Annotated in this window: 14 protein-coding genes; 1 reads left to right on the top strand and 13 read right to left on the bottom strand. The window is 42.4% G+C overall.

The annotated features are described in order from the left end of the window. Positions 1-32: 32 nt before the first annotated feature. Complete coding sequence (locus ACH9UM_RS03040; RefSeq protein ID WP_009320699.1) at positions 33-686, bottom strand: YigZ family protein; 654 nt, start codon at positions 684-686, stop codon at positions 33-35. A 220-nt stretch (positions 687-906) separates the two neighbouring features. On the opposite strand from ACH9UM_RS03040, the gene ACH9UM_RS03035 reads away from it, so the two are divergent. Next, on the top strand, positions 907-3,459 hold the full coding sequence (locus ACH9UM_RS03035) for a transglycosylase domain-containing protein (protein WP_009320701.1): 2,553 nt from the start codon (positions 907-909) through the stop codon (positions 3,457-3,459). 195 nt (positions 3,460-3,654) lie between these two features. On the opposite strand, the gene ACH9UM_RS03030 is transcribed toward ACH9UM_RS03035, so the two are convergent. The 12 genes from ACH9UM_RS03030 to uvrC form a co-directional block, all read right to left on the bottom strand. Beyond that, positions 3,655-5,001, bottom strand: coding sequence for a dicarboxylate/amino acid:cation symporter (locus ACH9UM_RS03030; RefSeq protein WP_004846489.1), 1,347 nt, complete (start codon positions 4,999-5,001; stop codon positions 3,655-3,657). Between the two features lie 356 nt (positions 5,002-5,357). Further along, positions 5,358-6,221, bottom strand: a complete 864-nt coding sequence (locus ACH9UM_RS03025) for a DeoR/GlpR family DNA-binding transcription regulator (protein ID WP_004846490.1) — start codon at positions 6,219-6,221, stop codon at positions 5,358-5,360. A gap of 71 nt (positions 6,222-6,292) precedes the next feature. Continuing rightward, positions 6,293-7,285 carry an aldo/keto reductase gene (locus tag ACH9UM_RS03020; protein WP_004846491.1) on the bottom strand — a complete coding sequence of 331 codons (993 nt, stop codon included), beginning with the start codon at positions 7,283-7,285 and terminating at the stop codon, positions 6,293-6,295. Between the two features lie 63 nt (positions 7,286-7,348). Continuing rightward, positions 7,349-8,317 (bottom strand): carbohydrate kinase family protein, encoded by a 969-nt coding sequence (locus tag ACH9UM_RS03015; protein ID WP_004846492.1) that lies wholly within the window; start codon positions 8,315-8,317, stop codon positions 7,349-7,351. Beyond that, positions 8,310-9,149, bottom strand: coding sequence for a class II fructose-bisphosphate aldolase (locus ACH9UM_RS03010; RefSeq protein ID WP_004846493.1), 840 nt, complete (start codon positions 9,147-9,149; stop codon positions 8,310-8,312). The genes ACH9UM_RS03015 and ACH9UM_RS03010 overlap by 8 nt, the downstream gene beginning before the upstream one ends. Before the next feature lie 84 nt (positions 9,150-9,233). Next, positions 9,234-10,289 carry an NAD(P)-dependent alcohol dehydrogenase gene (locus ACH9UM_RS03005; protein WP_004846494.1) on the bottom strand — a complete coding sequence of 352 codons (1,056 nt, stop codon included), beginning with the start codon at positions 10,287-10,289 and terminating at the stop codon, positions 9,234-9,236. A 92-nt stretch (positions 10,290-10,381) separates the two neighbouring features. Further along, positions 10,382-11,782, bottom strand: a complete 1,401-nt coding sequence (locus ACH9UM_RS03000; protein ID WP_009320705.1) for an MFS transporter — start codon at positions 11,780-11,782, stop codon at positions 10,382-10,384. Between the two features lie 51 nt (positions 11,783-11,833). Beyond that, complete coding sequence (locus ACH9UM_RS02995; protein ID WP_009320707.1) at positions 11,834-12,520, bottom strand: hypothetical protein; 687 nt, start codon at positions 12,518-12,520, stop codon at positions 11,834-11,836. Between the two features lie 17 nt (positions 12,521-12,537). After that, positions 12,538-13,620 carry a zinc-binding dehydrogenase gene (locus tag ACH9UM_RS02990; protein ID WP_044929722.1) on the bottom strand — a complete coding sequence of 361 codons (1,083 nt, stop codon included), beginning with the start codon at positions 13,618-13,620 and terminating at the stop codon, positions 12,538-12,540. A gap of 429 nt (positions 13,621-14,049) precedes the next feature. Then, complete coding sequence (locus ACH9UM_RS02985) at positions 14,050-14,994, bottom strand: ROK family glucokinase (protein ID WP_004846498.1); 945 nt, start codon at positions 14,992-14,994, stop codon at positions 14,050-14,052. A gap of 25 nt (positions 14,995-15,019) precedes the next feature. Beyond that, positions 15,020-15,949 carry an HPr(Ser) kinase/phosphatase gene (hprK, locus tag ACH9UM_RS02980; protein WP_004846499.1) on the bottom strand — a complete coding sequence of 310 codons (930 nt, stop codon included), beginning with the start codon at positions 15,947-15,949 and terminating at the stop codon, positions 15,020-15,022. Between the two features lie 89 nt (positions 15,950-16,038). Continuing rightward, positions 16,039-17,892: an excinuclease ABC subunit UvrC gene (uvrC, locus tag ACH9UM_RS02975; RefSeq protein WP_009320711.1), complete on the bottom strand. Its 1,854-nt coding sequence runs from the start codon at positions 17,890-17,892 to the stop codon at positions 16,039-16,041.

Raw genomic sequence — 17,892 nt, 5'->3', positions numbered from 1 at the left:
AGGCAGACTGTCGCCTGTAAGCAGCGTTCTTTTTATTGTTCAAAAATTTTTATTCCTTCTTCTGTCTCCGCAAACCAGCACTGCTCCGTTTTTTCCGTCATCGCCTGTCCGTTCGTGCCTTCCATCAGCTCTTTCATCAGAAATCCCTCTTCGTCATCCGGCACAAGAACTGTAAGTTCTACTTTATCTGTATACACTGTATCAAGAACGGATAATCCCCTTTGTCCTAAAATATACTGAATTTTTCCAAGTCCCGTATAGTCTGTAATAATTTTCAGTTTAAACCCATGTATCTTGGTTATAATAACCGTATGAGCAAGCGCCTCTGCCGCCGCCGACGTATACGCTCTTACAAGACCGCCTGTTCCGAGAAGCGTGCCGCCAAAGTATCTGGTGACAACAACAAATACATCTGTCAGTTTTTTCCCTCTTAACACTTCCAGTATCGGCTTCCCCGCCGTTCCTGCCGGTTCTCCGTCATCGCTCATTCTCTCTGCCGCCGGATTTCTTCCGATTACATATGCCCAGCAGTGATGTCTGGCATCCCAGTGTTTTTTTCGGATTTCTTCCAAATGCGCAAACGCCTCTTCTTCATTTGAAACCGGAAATACCTCTGCTATAAAACGGGATTTTTTTTCCACAATTTCTCCTGTTCCTTCTGTATATACCGTATGATAACACTCCATTTTTATCTTCTCCTTTTTCATAAAACAGTTCCATACCTTTTCTACTATAGCAAAGACATGGAACATGTACAACCATTATGCGGATCTCTCGCCTGTACGAACGTGAAGATACTGATATTATGATTAAAATTCTTTATAAAATATGAAGATTTCATTTTTTTCTTTATTTAAAAGACCTTATTTGATATAATCATAGAAGTTGAAAAGGAGGATGTTATTCGTGAACTACGGAAAAAATAATCTTTCAAAGAGAAAATCATCAATCTCTTCGAAAAAGAAAATGAAAAAGAAACGCGTAGGAGTTCGTTTTTTTAAAGCAGTTATCACCTGTATGCTTCTGCTTGTCGTTATAGGGCTTGTCGGCGGTATAATTTTTGCAAAAAAAATCATTGACAACACCCCGGACGTATCTGCCGAAGACATTCAGCCGAAAGGATTTACAACAACGATTGTCGATCAAAACGGCACAGTCATCGACACTCTGAAAGATTCTGATTCAAACCGTGTCTACCGTACTTATGACGAGATCACGGCAAAAACAGATTTTCTTCCGCATGCATTTGTGGCGATCGAGGACGAACGTTTCTATGAACATAACGGAATCGATATTCAGGGAATTTTAAGAGCCGGCGTCGTCGGAGTCATGAACGGTTTTGATTTTACCGAAGGAGCCAGTACCCTGACACAGCAGCTTATCAAAAACAACGTATTTGATTTTGTCAACGAAAAAACATTTTTTGACAGAGTGGAACGTAAATTACAAGAGCAGTATCTCGCTCTCGCATTTGAAAAAGAGATGAACAAAAACGAGATATTAGAAGCCTATCTTAACACGATCAACCTCGGTCAGGGATGTCTCGGAGTACAGACGGCATCTACAAGATATTTCAACAAAGATGTGGCGGATCTGACCCTTTCGGAATGTGCGGTCATTGCCGCGATCACACAGAACCCGACAGAGTACGATCCTGTAACGAATCCGGAATCTAACGCCAAACGCCGTGAAAAAGTTCTCGGCAACATGCTTGAACAAAAATACATCGATCAGGCGCAGTACGACGAAGCGCTTGCCGACCCTGTGTATGACCGCATTTTACAGACAGCCGCGATCACCGAAGATACAACGCCTTACTCTTATTTTACAGATGCCTTGATCGAAGATGTCATTCAAGATCTTATGGACGAGAAAGGTTACTCGGAAACACAGGCTTATAACCTTCTCTACAGCGAAGGATTGACTATCAAGTCTACTCAGGATCTGGCGATCCAACAGATCTGTGACGAAGAAGCCTCCAATGATGCTTATTATCCGATCGTAGAATACGGTATCACAGACTACGCACTGACAATCCACCGTGCGGACGGATCTGCCGAAAACTACAGTAAGGAAAACTTAAAGCAGTATCTGATCTCTGTACGAGGCTCTGCCGCTCCGTTTGTTTTCAGTTCGGAAGATGAAGCGAAAGCTTCTATCGAACAATATAAAGGCACTCTCGGTATTAATACAGATGCAGGCGATATTGTAGACGAACGTTTAAACATTACGCTTCAGCCTCAGGTTTCCGTCGTATTAATGGATCAATATACAGGACATGTAAAAGCCATTGTCGGCGGACGCGGAGCAAAGACGACCAGCTTATCTTTAAACCGCGCCACAGCTTCCCCAAAACAGCCGGGATCTTGTTTTAAAGTTTTATCCACTTATGCCCCAGGATTAAACGAGTGCGGCATGACTCTTGCAACAACGATCAAAGACGAGCCGTACCGGTACGCCAGCGGACAGCCGGTAAACAACTGGGATAACAAATACATCGGAAGCGCCCGCGTACGCTATGCTATCGAACACTCCATGAATGTTTGCGCCGTACGCACTCTGACCGAGACAGTCGGACTTGAAAAGGGATACAAATATCTCGAAAACTTCGGTTTTACGACGCTTGTAAATAATGATCCGAACTATCCGGGTATGTCGGATATCGCACAGGCTACCGCCCTCGGAGGTATTACAAGAGGTGTTTACAATATTGAAATGACCGCCGCTTATGCCGCGATCGCAAATAGCGGAATTTATACCGAACCGCTCCTTTATACAGAAATTCTTGATCACGACGGCAACGTCCTGATCGATAATTCAAAACCTATAACACGTCGTGTTTTAAAAGAATCGACAGCATTTCTTCTGACAAGCGCTATGCAGGACGTAATCAACCGTGGAACCGGAACGCCTGCAAGACTTAACAACATGCCTGCAGCAGGTAAAACAGGTACAACGGAAAACAGTACTGATCTCTGGTTATCCGCATATACGCCTTACTACACCTGTTCTGTATGGACCGGATATGACGAGGATAAAACACTGGAACAATTTTGGAATCAGTCATGGCACGAAGTAATATGGAAGCACATTATGGATCGCATCCACGCAGAATTAGAATATAAAAACTTCACTCCTCCTGCTTCTGTTGTACAAAGAACAATCTGTACCCAGACAGGAAAACTTGCAGTGAACGGATGTCCTTCCATCACAGAGTATTTTGATAAAGACACTTTGACAAAAGAAACTTGTCCGGGACACGGAAAGACAGATGACGAAAGTAAAGATGACGAGAACAACGAGGATAATTCGACAAACAACAATTCAGGCAGCTCCGAAAACTTAGGAAATACAAACGGAGATGATGGCGATGATGTGGATCCGATTCCGCCTACGCCGGATCCCGAACCGAATCCCGAACCGGAAGGGCCTGAAGTCATTCCTCAATCTCGAAACTGATTGCCGTAACATCTCTTAACTGTCTGCGAATCTCATAGTGGGATGTTTACACGCAAAAGCGGGAATCGCCGCACTGAACTAAGTTCAATGCGGCGATTCCTGTTTTTTGTTTCATCATGATATTACAAGATTTCATTATCTTCTTTTTTTCTAAACTACTTCTTTATTCTGTACTTTTACAATTTTATTTATCTTCTATTTATAATAAACATCTTTATTCAGCACTTTCTCTTTAAAGCTTACGATCACATTTGTAGCTGCGTCACCGATTACATTCAAGGTAATTACCGCCATTCCCGGAAGATAATTCATCGCCAGTACAAGCGAATATCCGATCATACATAATTCAGAGCTCATTCCCAACCCTGTCATGACAACATACACCATCGTCGTTCCCGCAACCGGAATTGCCGGAGTTCCCATCGCCGTGCAGATAGAAAGAAAAGCTGCTATGGCAAGTGTTGAAGGCTTAATATCAATTCCTGCCGCTGTCGCAATAAATGTAATCGCAATCATATGCATCGCTGTCGTACCGTTCATGTTGATCGTCATACCTGTAGGAAGAACAAAACTGCTGATTTCTTTTGAACATCCCAGTTCTTCCGTACATGTCTTTGTATTCAGCGGAAGTGTTGCCGCAGAAGAGTTTGTCGCTGCCGCAAACAAGCCGATCTTCAACGTTTTCTTCACAAACGGAATCGGATTCAGCCGGGTTGTAAGGAATATCCCTACCGGATAAATTGTAAATACAAGCACCAGACTTACAACAATCGTAGTAACGATCCATACAAGCGTCGGTTTAATATATTCGATTCCATACACCGCAAGCGTTCTTGTGATCATGCAAAAAATTGCAACCGGTCCGATCTTATCGATCAGGAAATTCAAGAAAAGTTGTACGACATCATTTAAATTTTCAATGACTTTACGAAGAGGTTCTGTCTTTTTGCCAAGCACTGTCATGCACAATCCGAGAATGATCGCAACAACTACGACAGATATGATCTCGTTATTAGATGAAAATGCCGAAAAAATATTAGACGGAACTGCATTGACGACTGTCACCAGCGGGTTATATCCTTCCATCGTCACCGCTTCTGTCACCATCTCGTTAGGAAGCTGTACGTCGAACCATCCCATTGTTTTCACAAAATATGCCGCTGCTCCCGCAAGAGCCGCTGCCACTACATAAAAGCAAATGTATGTGATAAATGTCTTCCCTGCAATCTTTCCGAGTCTCTCCGGATTTGCCAGACTGCACATCGCCAGACTCAGCGAAGTAAGTACAAGAGGAACAATAGCCAACTGAAGTCCTCTCATAAACAACTGACCGACAATATATAAAATACCGATACCTTCAATTCCGTTTGTCTTTGTTACATCTTGAAAAAAGATTGCATCCACTGTTTTCCATATTCCTGATTTCCCGCTTTCCAGAAGAAATTCCCTCAAAAAGAGCATGAGAAAACCAACCACGAATCCGGCTGCCACCGCGAATATCATACGTTTCACGATCGTATTCTTTTTTTCTTTTTCTTTCATCTCTCCATCTCCTTAACTTTCTGTGTTTTTCGTTTTTATCCCTTTATGTCTATATCGTCGAATACAATGGGATTTCTTGATATTTATTGTACATTTTCGGCAAATTATTGTCAATATTATTTCTTTGATTCAAAGATTTTCTATGTTTTAAACAGATTTCATCCGTTATTTTTGTTATATATTTTTTTGTTTTCTTCTATTTTCTTTGATTCATACATTTTGTTTATGATTGTTTTCTACACATAATTTAATACCTATATAAAAAAGGAATGACCGCTACAAAAAAACGCATCGGTCATTCCTTTTTTTATTCAAATGATAATTCTTAATCGAAATCCGAAAATTTCCTAAACAATTTAATAAATCAATTCAATCCCTTGTTCGGAGCAATACTCTATCCACTTTTCTGAAGGACTCCTGTCTGTAATAATGTAATTCACCTTCTGAAGATCGATCAGGTTCACAAATGCCGACTGATCAAATTTTGAAAAATCAACTAAGAGCGCAACTTCCTCAGCCTGCGAGAGCATTGCCTTCTTTACCTCAGCTTCGCTTTCGTTTGAATCAAGCACACCTTTTTCAATGCTCAGTCCTTTACAGCTGATCAATGCAAGGCTTACGTTATATTTCAGAATGTTTGTCTTGGCAAGCTGCCCTTGTAAAGAAAGTGATTTTTTATTATACTCTCCCCCAGTCGAGATAATATTAAGAGGAGACTGCTGAAATTCACGGAATACCTCAGTTGAATTTGTCACAACTGTTATATCAGGAGACTGAGGCAGCAGCTTCAACGCCTCCATCACCGTTGTGCTAGAATCCGCGATCATCGTTGTCTTTCCCTCGAAAAGTTTCGCCGTTTTGCGGGCAATCTCCTGCTTTTCTTTCAGATGTTTGCTCATCCTCCGATAAAAATGAACTCCTTCTTTTTGAATGCCTTCATTCCAGATCGCACCGCCGTGAACCCGGGTCACGACGCCATCCGCCTCCAACTTATCCAAATCTCTGCGTATTGTCTCTTCCGTCACTCTGCATATTTTACTCAATTCTCCTACAGACGCTTTCTTCTGCATCTGTATCGTTTGACGGATTGCCATCAATCTTTCCTTGCCCGCCATGCTTTCTTCCCTTTCTGTACCTTTTCCACCGCTATTCACACCACTTTTATTTAATAATAACTCCTTTGAGTTGGTTTTTGCAAGACCTTTATTCTTTGAAAACATGATTTCTCCTTTTGAAATATTCAGACTCGGAAATATATACAGGCAAACAATCTTTAAAATACAGTTGCCTCTTATTTATCGATTTCTTCCGCAAGCTCGCGCATATAAGCGACATCTTCCGGATCAAGTTCCAATTCAGCTGATTTCACATTTTCTTTAATCTGATCTACTGTTGTCGAGCCACTGAGAAGATTCAGGAAATCTCCTTGTGCCAGTATCCATCCAAGAGCCAGATTTGCGATTGTACAATTATATTTTTCGCAAAGCGGTTTCCATTTATCCATCATATCCATTGCCGCCTGCATATTATCCGGCTGGAACCATTTTTTCGGAATCTGTGCTCCGACCGGCTGATAATCTCTCGGCATCGTTCCCGAAAGAAGTCCCATCTCAAGCGGAGAGTATGCCTGGATCGTCACACCGTTTTCACGACAGCACGGAATAATCTCATCTTCAATACCACGATCAAGTATCGAATATTTCGCCTGAACAATATCAAGATCTCCCCATTTCAAATATTCTTTGATCTGGTCGATATCTACGTTTGCCGCTCCGATCGCACGTATCTTTCCCTGAGCTTTTAACTCATTTAAAACATCCATTGTCTTTTGGATCGGCACATAATATTCTGATCCTTCCACAGACTGCCAATGTGTCATATACACATCCACATAATCTGTTCCGAGACGCTCAAGAGAGCCGACAATTTCCTTTTTCACAGACTCGCTGTTCAGGTTTTTATAAAGCTGAATCCCGTTTACTTTATTAAACAGGTCTCCTTTCATCTCCTGATCCCATGTAACTCCGCATTTCGTAATGATCACAACTTCTTCGCGATTCATTTTCTCAAGAGCTTTTCCGAGAATTTTTTCACTGTTTCCGAAATTGTATCCCGGCGCTGTATCGATCAGATTGACTCCTGCCTTAGGAGCTTCCCTTATCGTATCTACAACTGTCTGAAGCTCATGATCTCCGCCCCACGCAGAACCGCCTCCGATCGACCATGTTCCAAGTCCGATTCTTGAAATATCTATTCCTGTCTTTCCTAATTTCATCGTTTTCATAATAGCTGTCTATCCCTTTCTTAACCTATTTCATCCAACCAAACACTTTTAAGTATGCAGATATTATTTATAATCTTCACGGTATTTCGCAAGCATCTTATCTACGATCGCTTTATCTGTCACACCGCCTGTCGCGCCGACATACTGAACAGAAACAGCTGCAGTACAGTTTGCATAGATCGCACATTCACGGATATCTTTTCCTTCCAAAAGGCCTGTAATAAATCCGGATGCGAAATTATCTCCTGCTCCGATCGTATCGATTGCCGTCACTCCTTTGCATGCCGGAACGATCATCGCACCGTCTGCATTACGGATGTAGCATCCTCTTTTACCGATCTTCATGATTACGTTTTTCACACCGCAGGCATATAACTTATCAGCCACTTTCGCTTCGTCTGTCTCTCCCGTCATTTCACTTGCCTCTTCAAAATTCGGGAAGAAATAGTCTACATAACTCAACGCTTCCGTAATATCTTCCAGTTTCTCATTCAATCTTGGCGACACCATATCGGCACAAATGATCATACCTTCTTCTTTTGCTTTGGAAAATACAGATACAAGCGCTTTATTATCAAAAAGCGGATTGTTGAAAATACTTGCAAACGAAAGAATCTTTGCTCCTTTTAAAGCTGACATATCCAAATCTTCGTACTTAAATTTCCAAAGACTTCCCTGACGGTTCGTGATAAAAGTTCTCTCTCCGTCAGCCGCTACCAGACCGACATTGATCGAAGTATCGATTGCCGGATCTTGTTTGATATATTTTGTATCGATTCCTGTTCTTTCACAATGACTTAACACAAACGCTCCGGCTACATCGACACCGATACAGCTCATCAAAGCAACTTTATGTCCCAGTCTTGTAATAATGGTCGATTCATTAAGCGCATCTCCTCCGATCGTCATTGCAATTCCGTCTACCGGATAAGATACAACGTCAAACACTTCTTTACTTACCGGGCGCAGCGGCAGATCTACGATCGCCGCCCCGATAATCATTACGTCCAAATCTTTACTCACCTTATTCATCAGCCCTTCCGTCATCACCAAATAATTTGATCTTGTACATTGCACGTTCTTTTACAGCCTGTCTTACCGCACGTTCCACAGCCAAGAACGGCTCGTCTTTATGTTCGTTGATCGCTTCCATAGCAGCCTGGCATAATTCTGTATGTATATTGATCTTAGCGATTCCAAGAGAGATCGCTTTCTTAATATCTTCATCTCCGATACCTGATGCTCCGTGAAGTACAAGCGGAACGTCAACTGCATTTGCAACCTCTTCCAAAATATCAAATGCCAGCTTCGGCTCAGAAGAATAAACGCCGTGTACGTTTCCGATCGCAACAGCCAGAGAATCGCATCCTGTTCTGTCCACGAAATCTTTTGCCTGTTTCGGATCTGTATAGTGATACTCGGACAACGCTTCTTCGTAGATCGTCTCGTTTCCTACATGTCCAAGTTCTGCCTCAACCGGAATGTTATAAGCGTGGAAATAATCTACGCATCTTTTGATCTCTGCAACGTTCTGTTCGTACGGAAGAGCAGAAGCGTCACGCATTACAGAATTCATGCAATGGTCTACGGCATTTTGAAGGATCGTCATATTGCGGCCGTGATCCCAGTGAAGAATTACCGGAACACTTGCTTTTTTCGCCATAGATTCCATCATATAACAGTAATCTTCAAAAGAAGTATTTCCCGTAAATCCTGTTCCGAATGAAATAATGATCGGCGCGCGCAGTTCTTCCGCCGCATCAATAACTCCCATCAGCATCTCTGCATTCCATACATTAAAATGAGGGATTGCATAATGTCCTTCACTTGCTTTCTTTTCCCAATATCTGATATCTGAAATCATAACTTTTCTCCTTTTCTTTTCAACGACCCAAGCTTGGATTTATGCACTTTCATATCGCCCGAGTCGGATAGATTCACAATTTTACTATTCTGCTACTTTGATCACGCCTTTAACCATCTCCGTCTTTTTCACAGGATCGATCGCTTCTTCAAATGCCTTCTGCACGTCTTCATAATCATAAATGTTCGTTACCATATCTTTTACATTAAATCTTCCTGATGAGATCGCTTCGATCGTCTGCGGGAAGTTATTGCAATAACGGAATGATGTCTGAATCGTCACTTCTCGGTTAATCTTTAAGAAATCGATCGGAACCGGCTTCGACTGTGTTCCTACCATCATGATTTTACCGCCCCGGCTTACGATCTGTACTGCCTGCTGTGCCGTAAATACAGCTCCCGCCGCCTCAAATACGAGATCCACGCCATGATCTCCGTACATTTCTTCCGATCTAAGAACCGCAACCGTATCTTCTTCTTTTCCGTTGATTACTCTTGCAGCACCTAATTTTTTTGCAAGTTCCAGACGTTTTTCAATAACATCTACAACTGTAATATCTGTTGCCCCGAGGCTGATACAAGCCTGAAGAACCATCAGACCGATTGTTCCTCCTCCGAGGATGACGATACTTTTACCCGGCTGTGCTCCTCCGAGAACAGCAGCATGCATTCCAACTGCCGCCGGCTCTACAAGAGCCCCTTCCATCGTTGTCATCCCTTCCGGAATATGATATGTCCATTCTTCCGGATGAGTCATATACTGTGTCAGCGCCCCTTTATAGTTCGGCTGTGTTGCCATAAAGTCAACTCCCGGACAAATATTATAACGGCCTGTACGGCAATACTCACATGTATCATCCGGAACACCCGGCTCAATAAGCACTTTGTCTCCGACTTTAAATTTTGTTACTTTCGCTCCTATTTTAACAACTTCTCCCGCCACCTCATGTCCGAGACCGATCTTTTGATTCGGATCTTTCGGAGGAATAAACGGTCCAAATTCAAATCCATGAATATCAGATCCGCACATTCCGACATACTCTACTTTCATAAGAATTTCATGATCTTTCGGCTCCGGAACCGGACATTCCTGTATTTCAAAATGTTTTGGAGTCACTAAGATTGCTTCTGAATTTTTCATTTTATATCCTTCCTTTCACCTTTCATCTTTTACAATTTTTCCTGTTCCCCAATACTAGGAGAACAGGAAACTCATTTACCTATTACTTCTGTTTAATCAACATTTCCGATATCTTCTACAGATTCTCCTCTAGTCTCTACGCCGAAGATCAAAATACATACTCCGATTATTACGGCAACAACAGAGATCAGGACGAATACTCCCGTGCTTCCCATAGAACCTGCTGCAACGCTTGTTACGAGGAACGGGAAGAAGATATTGCTGACACGTCCGATCGCATTACAGAAGCCGGAACCGGACAGTTTTGCCGACGTAGGCCACATTTCCGGAACATACACCGCGGAAGCATAGCATACGTACATATAAATTGCCGTGTTCAGCAAGAATGTTGTTACGATCAATGCTGTCATTGTTGTCTGCTGTCCTGTAATAACTCCAAGTACAGCCATTGCTGCCAGAAGAATCACGCCCATAACTCTTCTCGGAATCTTATCCATGATCAGTGATGCGATAAAGATTCCAAACGGAGCGCCGAACAGTCCGAACATTGTCATAAACTGTGACTGTGATGTATCATATCCCATTGATTTCAACAAGGACGGCATCCATGTCATCAATGTATACTGGATCGTGTTCATACCGATCAATACGAGAGAACCTACGATCGTTCTTCTCAAAAGTTTGCCTTTAAACAGAGCCGAGTACGGAAGCTGTTTTACTTCTTTCGGCTCTTCTGTTACAGGCGGAAGCGGTTTTCCTGTTGACGCTTCAATTTCTTTTTCAATCTTTGTAAGGATTGCGTCTGCTTCGTCAACTCTTCCCTGTGCCTCTAACCAACGCGGAGACTCCGGAAGCTTCTTTGCAATAATGATGGATGCAATAATAGAAAGAACAGACGGGATCATATACTGGATTCTCCAGTTCATATTATAGCTGATTCCTGTTGTCACGATCAAAAATGCAATTCCGTTACAGATCGGGTGAGCCCAGTTTCCGATAAAGGAGTTACGGCTTGACCATACACCACGGTTTCTTCCCGGCACATACTCTGTAAATCCTGCAAACAGAACTACGAGAAGCGCTCCGAGTCCGAATCCCTGTACAAGTCTGAATACATACAATACATAAATGTTCGGTGCGATCGCGCCGCCGATCATGGCGATAATATGGATAATTTCATATAAAAGAATACTTTTTTTACGTCCTATTTTATCTCCGATAGGACCTCCGACAAGCGCTCCGAAAAGCTGTCCTGCCGTATAAGTTGTTCCCCACATTGCAAGGAGTTTTGTACCCGGTTCTAACCAATGAAGCTCGTTAAGCAAAATATTCTGAACCGATCCTCCTATTCCGTTTGACCAGCACACCAACAAGGCAAATGCTGTAACAAGCCACATTTTAATATGCCATCCCGAATTCGGAAGGCGATCGAGTCTTGCGCCGATATTTGCGCTTTTTCTTGTTTCCATAATTAATTCCCTTTCTTTTCTCATTCTTTGTGACAGCCTCTTTTTCTATGTACATGAAACTGTCTGTATTGTATTTTACATTCCGGCGAGTTCACTTTTTACTTCCTGTTCCATGATTGCCCACGCCTTTTCGATATCCTCATCTTTATTCCAAAGAGCCGGAGGTCCGAGTACAACCATATCTGCACCTGCTTCATAAAGAGGAGCATAAACGCCTGCATTCATCGATCCGTCTGCCTCGATCAGAAAGTCAAGCTTCATCTCTTCTCTCCATTTTGCAAGGGTACGTATTTTATCATACATCTGTGTGATCACCTTCTGTCCGGCATATCCTGCATCTACGATCATAATCGTTACTTTCGACAGAAGGGGAAGGTAATATCGAATCGCCTCTAAAGGAGCTGCCGGGTTCATGGCAATCCCGGCTTTGCATCCCAGAGAGATAATCTTGTTGATCGTCACAAAAGCATCACCTTCAATGCAATCTGTGTGCGGAGTGATATAAGCTGCTCCGGCTGCAGCACATGCCTCAATATAATCTTGCGGATGTTTTACCATTAAGTGTGCATCCATCGGTTTTTTTACAACTTTTTTCAATACTGTCATAAAATCAGGACCAACGCCAAATGTTTTTACATAATTTCCATCCTTTATATCAATATGAAGGAAATCTGCATGTTCATCGATAAATTTTACTTGATGACCGAAATCATATAAGTCACAACAACCCATAGACGGTGCAAGCATTAATTTCTTTTCCATTGCTTCTCCCCCGGTCATCAATCCTCGTCATCAAAATCATATGTAAAGATTACTTTGATTGCTTCTTTTTTCGCCATCAGTTCAAATCCTTTTTCCCACTCGGAAAGTCCAAGTCTGTGAGTGATCATCGGCTGTACTTTGATCTGACCGGAAGCAAGAAGGCGGATCGCGTTTCTCCATGATGTGGAGTCATATGCCATATGTCCGATAATGCTCTTGTTCCATGAAGTAATGTCGTTGATTGAAAATTCAAGCGGTTTGAATCCCATTCCTACACGAACAACTTCTCCGTTCGGACGAAGCATCTCGATTGCCTGTTTCAAAGCAATGTTTGCTCCCGAACACTCAACGACAAGACCCAAGTTATCTCTTCCGCAGATTTCTGTACATCTTTTTACTACATCTTCTTTGGAACCGTTTACGCAGTGTGTAGCTCCAAGCTCTTTTGCAACCGGAAAACGAACCGGAACATCCTCGTCAAGTCCTACCATAACGATGTTGACCGCGCCCATAATTCTTGCTACCTGTACTGCAAATAATCCAAGCGGTCCTGTTCCGAATACTACGACATCCTGTCCCGGAAGGAGATGACTTTGCTGCGCGATCGCTTTGTATGAATTACAGATCGGATCAAGTACCGCCGCCTCTTCATATTTTACATTTTCCGGGATCTCCCAGATCGCATGTTTATGGATTCTCAGGATCTCTCCCGGAACTTTACAGTATTTAGAAAATCCGCCGCCCCATGTATTATTATCAAGACCTAAGTTTACTTTGCTTTCACAGCAGAGAAAATCTCCCTGTTCGCAAGCCGGGCAAACGCCGCATACATGAGCGCTGTTGTCAGACACAACTCTTTGTCCCACTTTCCAGTCCGTTACTTTCTCGCCAACTTCTACGATCTCACCTGCAAATTCATGTCCGCGGATCGAGTTGAATTCATCGGAGCCATTATCCACTTTATAGTGTTTCATATCTGCTCCGCAGATTGCAGCCGCCTTGATCTCAATAATAATATCTTCCGGACCGCATGTCGGTTTCGGAACGTCGATCATACGATATCCGCCAAATTCTTTTCCATATCTTGCTAATGCTTTCATCTTTTCATTCTCCTCTTTTTCCATTCTGTATTCCGGGGTTTCTTTTCAAATTTTACTTTTTTCAGTCACCCGCATTTTCATGCTCTTTAGCTTCCGGCCGGAAACTTTATTTCTTTATTTGTCTATATTTTATCATATATTTCTTTTAAGTCAACACTTTTTCTTTGTTTCAAAGATTTTAGTCTGTTTACACAACATTTTTTTAATTTTAATCCGTTTTTATCGTATTAAGTATTCTTTTTTTGTCTATTTTTTACATTTTGATTGTTAAAAACAAAAATTAAAAAAACACAACATAGGATAAACTTATTTTTTCCATATCGTTTTATCCTATATTGTGGTTTTTTTTCAATGATTTCAATTCAAATATTTTTGTTTTAAAAATATATTCTTTATTTCAGATATTTCAAACATCAAACGAAGAAAACATCAATTTTTCTTCTCGTCTAACACGAGCTTGGCAGATCCACAGATTCCCGCATCATTTCCCAACTGCGCAAGAACAAATCTTACATTTTTATCTGCAAAAAACGCTCTTTCTTTATACGGTTTCTCTATGTACGGAATCAGTACTTCGCCGGCTTTGGAAACGCCTCCGCCGATGACAAACACTGCCGGGTTCACGACTGCCGCAAGATTGGCAAGTCCGTATCCGAGATATTTTCCAAACTCAGCCGCAATCTCATCCGCCACTTCGTCGCCTGCCTTTACGGCATCAAACACATCTTTTGCCGTAATCGCAGCTTTATTAAGAATCGTTTCCCGTTTTTCTGTTTTTAATTTTTGTTCTGCCAGGCGGACAATTCCCGTAGCAGACGCATACTGTTCCAAACACCCTTTATTCCCACAGCCACATCGATCGTTCTCTTCATAGTTTACGCAGATATGTCCGATTTCTCCTCCTGCTCCGTTGTTGCCGACGAGCATCTTTCCGTCAATGATCACTCCGCCTCCTACTCCTGTGCCAAGCGTTACCATGATCATATTTTTTTCTCCGGCTCCGCCTCCTTTCCACATTTCACCGAGAGCGGCAACATTCGCATCGTTTCCGATGTACGCTTTCAAACCTGTCAGCTCTTCCATTTCCTTTTTCACTTCTTTATATTTCCATCCGAGATTTGCGCTCCCGTTTACAATTCCTTCTGCCGTCACAGGCGCCGGAACTCCGACTCCGATCCCGAGGATGTCTTCTTCGGATAGTTTTCTCTCTTCTATCTTTGTTTTTAACGAAAATGCAATATCCGGCAAAATTGCCTCTCCATCAGCCAATGTATTCGTCGGAATCTCCCATTTTTCAACAATAGTTCCCGTCTCTTCAAACAACCCTATCTTAACTGTTGTGCCTCCGATGTCAACGCCGAAACAATAATTCATAATTCCTGATCTCCTTCCTTATCTTTTATCTTTTTTTCGCAAGATTTTCCTGCACACGTTTATATAATTCCTGCGCCGCGTTATAACCCATCTGCTTCTGTCTGTGGTTTACCGCGGCTGACTCTACGATAATAGCAAGATTTCTTCCCGGTCTGATCGGGATACTGTGGCATACGACTTTATTTCCGAGAAATTCCGTATACTCTTCTTCCAGTCCGAGCCTGTCATACTCTTTTTCTCTGCTCCAGTCTTCCAGTGTAATGACAAGATCGATGTTCTGAGTTTCTCTGACGCTTTGGACACCAAACATTGATTTTACATCGACGATACCGATTCCTCTTAACTCAATAAAGTTTTTCGTCACATCCGGCGCAGAGCCTACAAGCGTCTCATCGCTCACTTTCCGTATTTCCACTACATCATCCGTCACAAGACGATGTCCTCTCTTGATCAGCTCAAGTGCAGCTTCACTTTTTCCGATCCCGCTTTCTCCCATGATCAAAACACCGACGCCATATACATCTACAAGAACTCCGTGAATCGAAATACACGGCGCAAGCTTTACGTTCATCCAACGGATGATCTCCGCAGAAAAATCAGATGTCGGTTTGGATGCGCTAAATACCGGCACATTACTTTCCACCGCCTTTTTTAAAAACACGTCGCCCGGCTCTATCCCCCGGCAAAATACCATGCACGGAATCGGGTGTTTCAGAAGCATTTCATAAATATACACTCTCCGCTCTTCTGTCAGCGTCTGCATATATGTGTACTCTACATTCCCGATGATCTGTACGCGGTTTGAGTCAAAATGATCAAAAAAGCCCGCTAACTGAAGCGCCGGTCTGTTGACGTCCGGCACATGGACTTCTTTCTCTGTCAGATCCAACTCCGGCGTCAGATTTTTCAGATCCATCCTTTCTGCGATTTCACTTAGTTTAATTCCTCGTCCCATATATTTTCCGTTCCTTTCATTTTATTTTTCATAGCCGGATCGGCTTTCCCCTCATCCGGCGACATTCTTTATTCATTTCTCTTATCATATCATGTATGAAAAAAATTGTATACCGCCTGCGCCGCCTTTTCATTCATAGAAGGAAGCTTCGCAAGTTCTTCTATTGAAGCTGCTTTGATCGCGTCCAGACTTAAATAATGACGCATAAGCGCTTTTCTTCTCGCAGGTCCGATCCCTTCTATATCATCCAGGATGGAATGTACCTGACCTTTTCCTCTGAGCTGCCGGTGGTATTCGATTGCAAACCGATGCGCCTCATCTTGAATTCGTGTAATAAGGCGGAAAGCTTCGGATGATTTTTCAATCGAAATCTCTTCGTTTTGAAAATAGAGTCCTCTCGTCCGGTGAAAATCATCTTTTACCATGCCGCACACCGGAATATTCAGATTCAGGTCCTCTAATACCTGAAGCGCCACGTTTACCTGACCTTTTCCTCCATCCATCAAGATCAGATCCGGAAATACAGTAAACTTTCCAAGCTCTCCGTTCTCTTCCCGTTCTTTCAAACCATGAGTAAAACGTCTGGTCAGCACTTCTCTCATACTTCCGTAATCATCTGCGCCTTGGATTCCTTTGATCTTAAACTTTCTGTAATCATTTCGTTTTGGTTTTCCTCTCTCATACACGACCATAGATCCGACTGACTCGAAACCGTTCGTATTGGAAATATCGTAAGCTTCCATACGCCTGATCTGCGAAATGCCAAGCAGTGCTTCTATTTCTTTTACAGCTCCGATTGTACGGCCTTCTTCTCTTCGCATCCGCTCTTTGTCTTTGCTCAAAACAAGCTTCGCATTGTCAGAGGCCAATTCGACCAGTTTTTCTTTTGTTCCTTTTTTCGGAACTTTTACCGTCACTTTCTGTCCACGCTTTGAGGTAAGCCACGTTTCGATCAATTCTCTGTCTTTGATTTCCTCCTGAATCATCAGTTCTCCCGGAATATAAGGCGTTCCCGCATAATACTGCTTAATAAAACTGTCTAAAATACCGGATGTTTTTTCTCCGCTTGAGATACGAAGATAAAAATGATCCCTTCCGATCAGCCGTCCTCCCCTTATAAAAAACACTTGAACAACCGCATCTTCCCCTTCCGAAGCTGCCGCCAGAATATCTCTGTCTTCTCCGCTCGAATCTGTGATCTTTTGTTTCTGAGCAATCTTTTTCACACTGTTTATCAGTTCCCTGTATTCTATCGCACGTTCAAACTCCAGATTCTCAGAGGCGGTATTCATTTTTCCTTCCAACTCTTTCAAGATCACATCATAATTTCCATTCAAAAACTTCAACACTTCCACGATCGCCGCCCCGTAGTCTTCCTGAGAAATATAGCCCTGACACGGAGCGTCGCACTGCTTGATATGATAATTAAGACAAGGACGTTCTTTCCCGATATCTTTTGGAAGATTTCGATTGCAGCTCCTTACATGGTACAATTTATGGATCAGATCAATCGTATCTCTAACCGCCTGCGCACTCGTGTACGGACCGAAGTATTTTGCCTTATCTTTCAGCATTTTCCTTGCCAGCAAAACTCTCGGAAAGGGTTCATTCACCGTCACTTTGATAAATGGATATGTTTTATCATCCATCAGCATCGTATTGTATTTTGGATGATGTTCTTTGATCAGATTACACTCTAATACAAGAGCCTCCAACTCCGAATCTGTCACAATATACTCAAAACGCCTGATATGCGTCACCATCTGTTCTATCTTGACGCCTTTATTTCTGCTGCTTTGAAAATACTGCCGCACTCTGTTTTTTAAACTGATCGCTTTCCCGACATAAATGATCTCGTCCCGCTCGTCATGCATAAGATATACGCCCGGTCTTGCGGGAAGCTTTTTTAATTCTTCCTGTATGTTAAAATTATTGTTTTCCAT

The sequence above is a fragment of the Mediterraneibacter torques genome, assembly GCF_044591705.1.
Taxonomy (GTDB): Bacteria; Bacillota; Clostridia; order Lachnospirales; family Lachnospiraceae; genus Mediterraneibacter; species Mediterraneibacter torques.
Note: the sequence above shows the minus strand (reverse complement) of the source record. Positions and strands in the feature narration are given on the sequence as shown.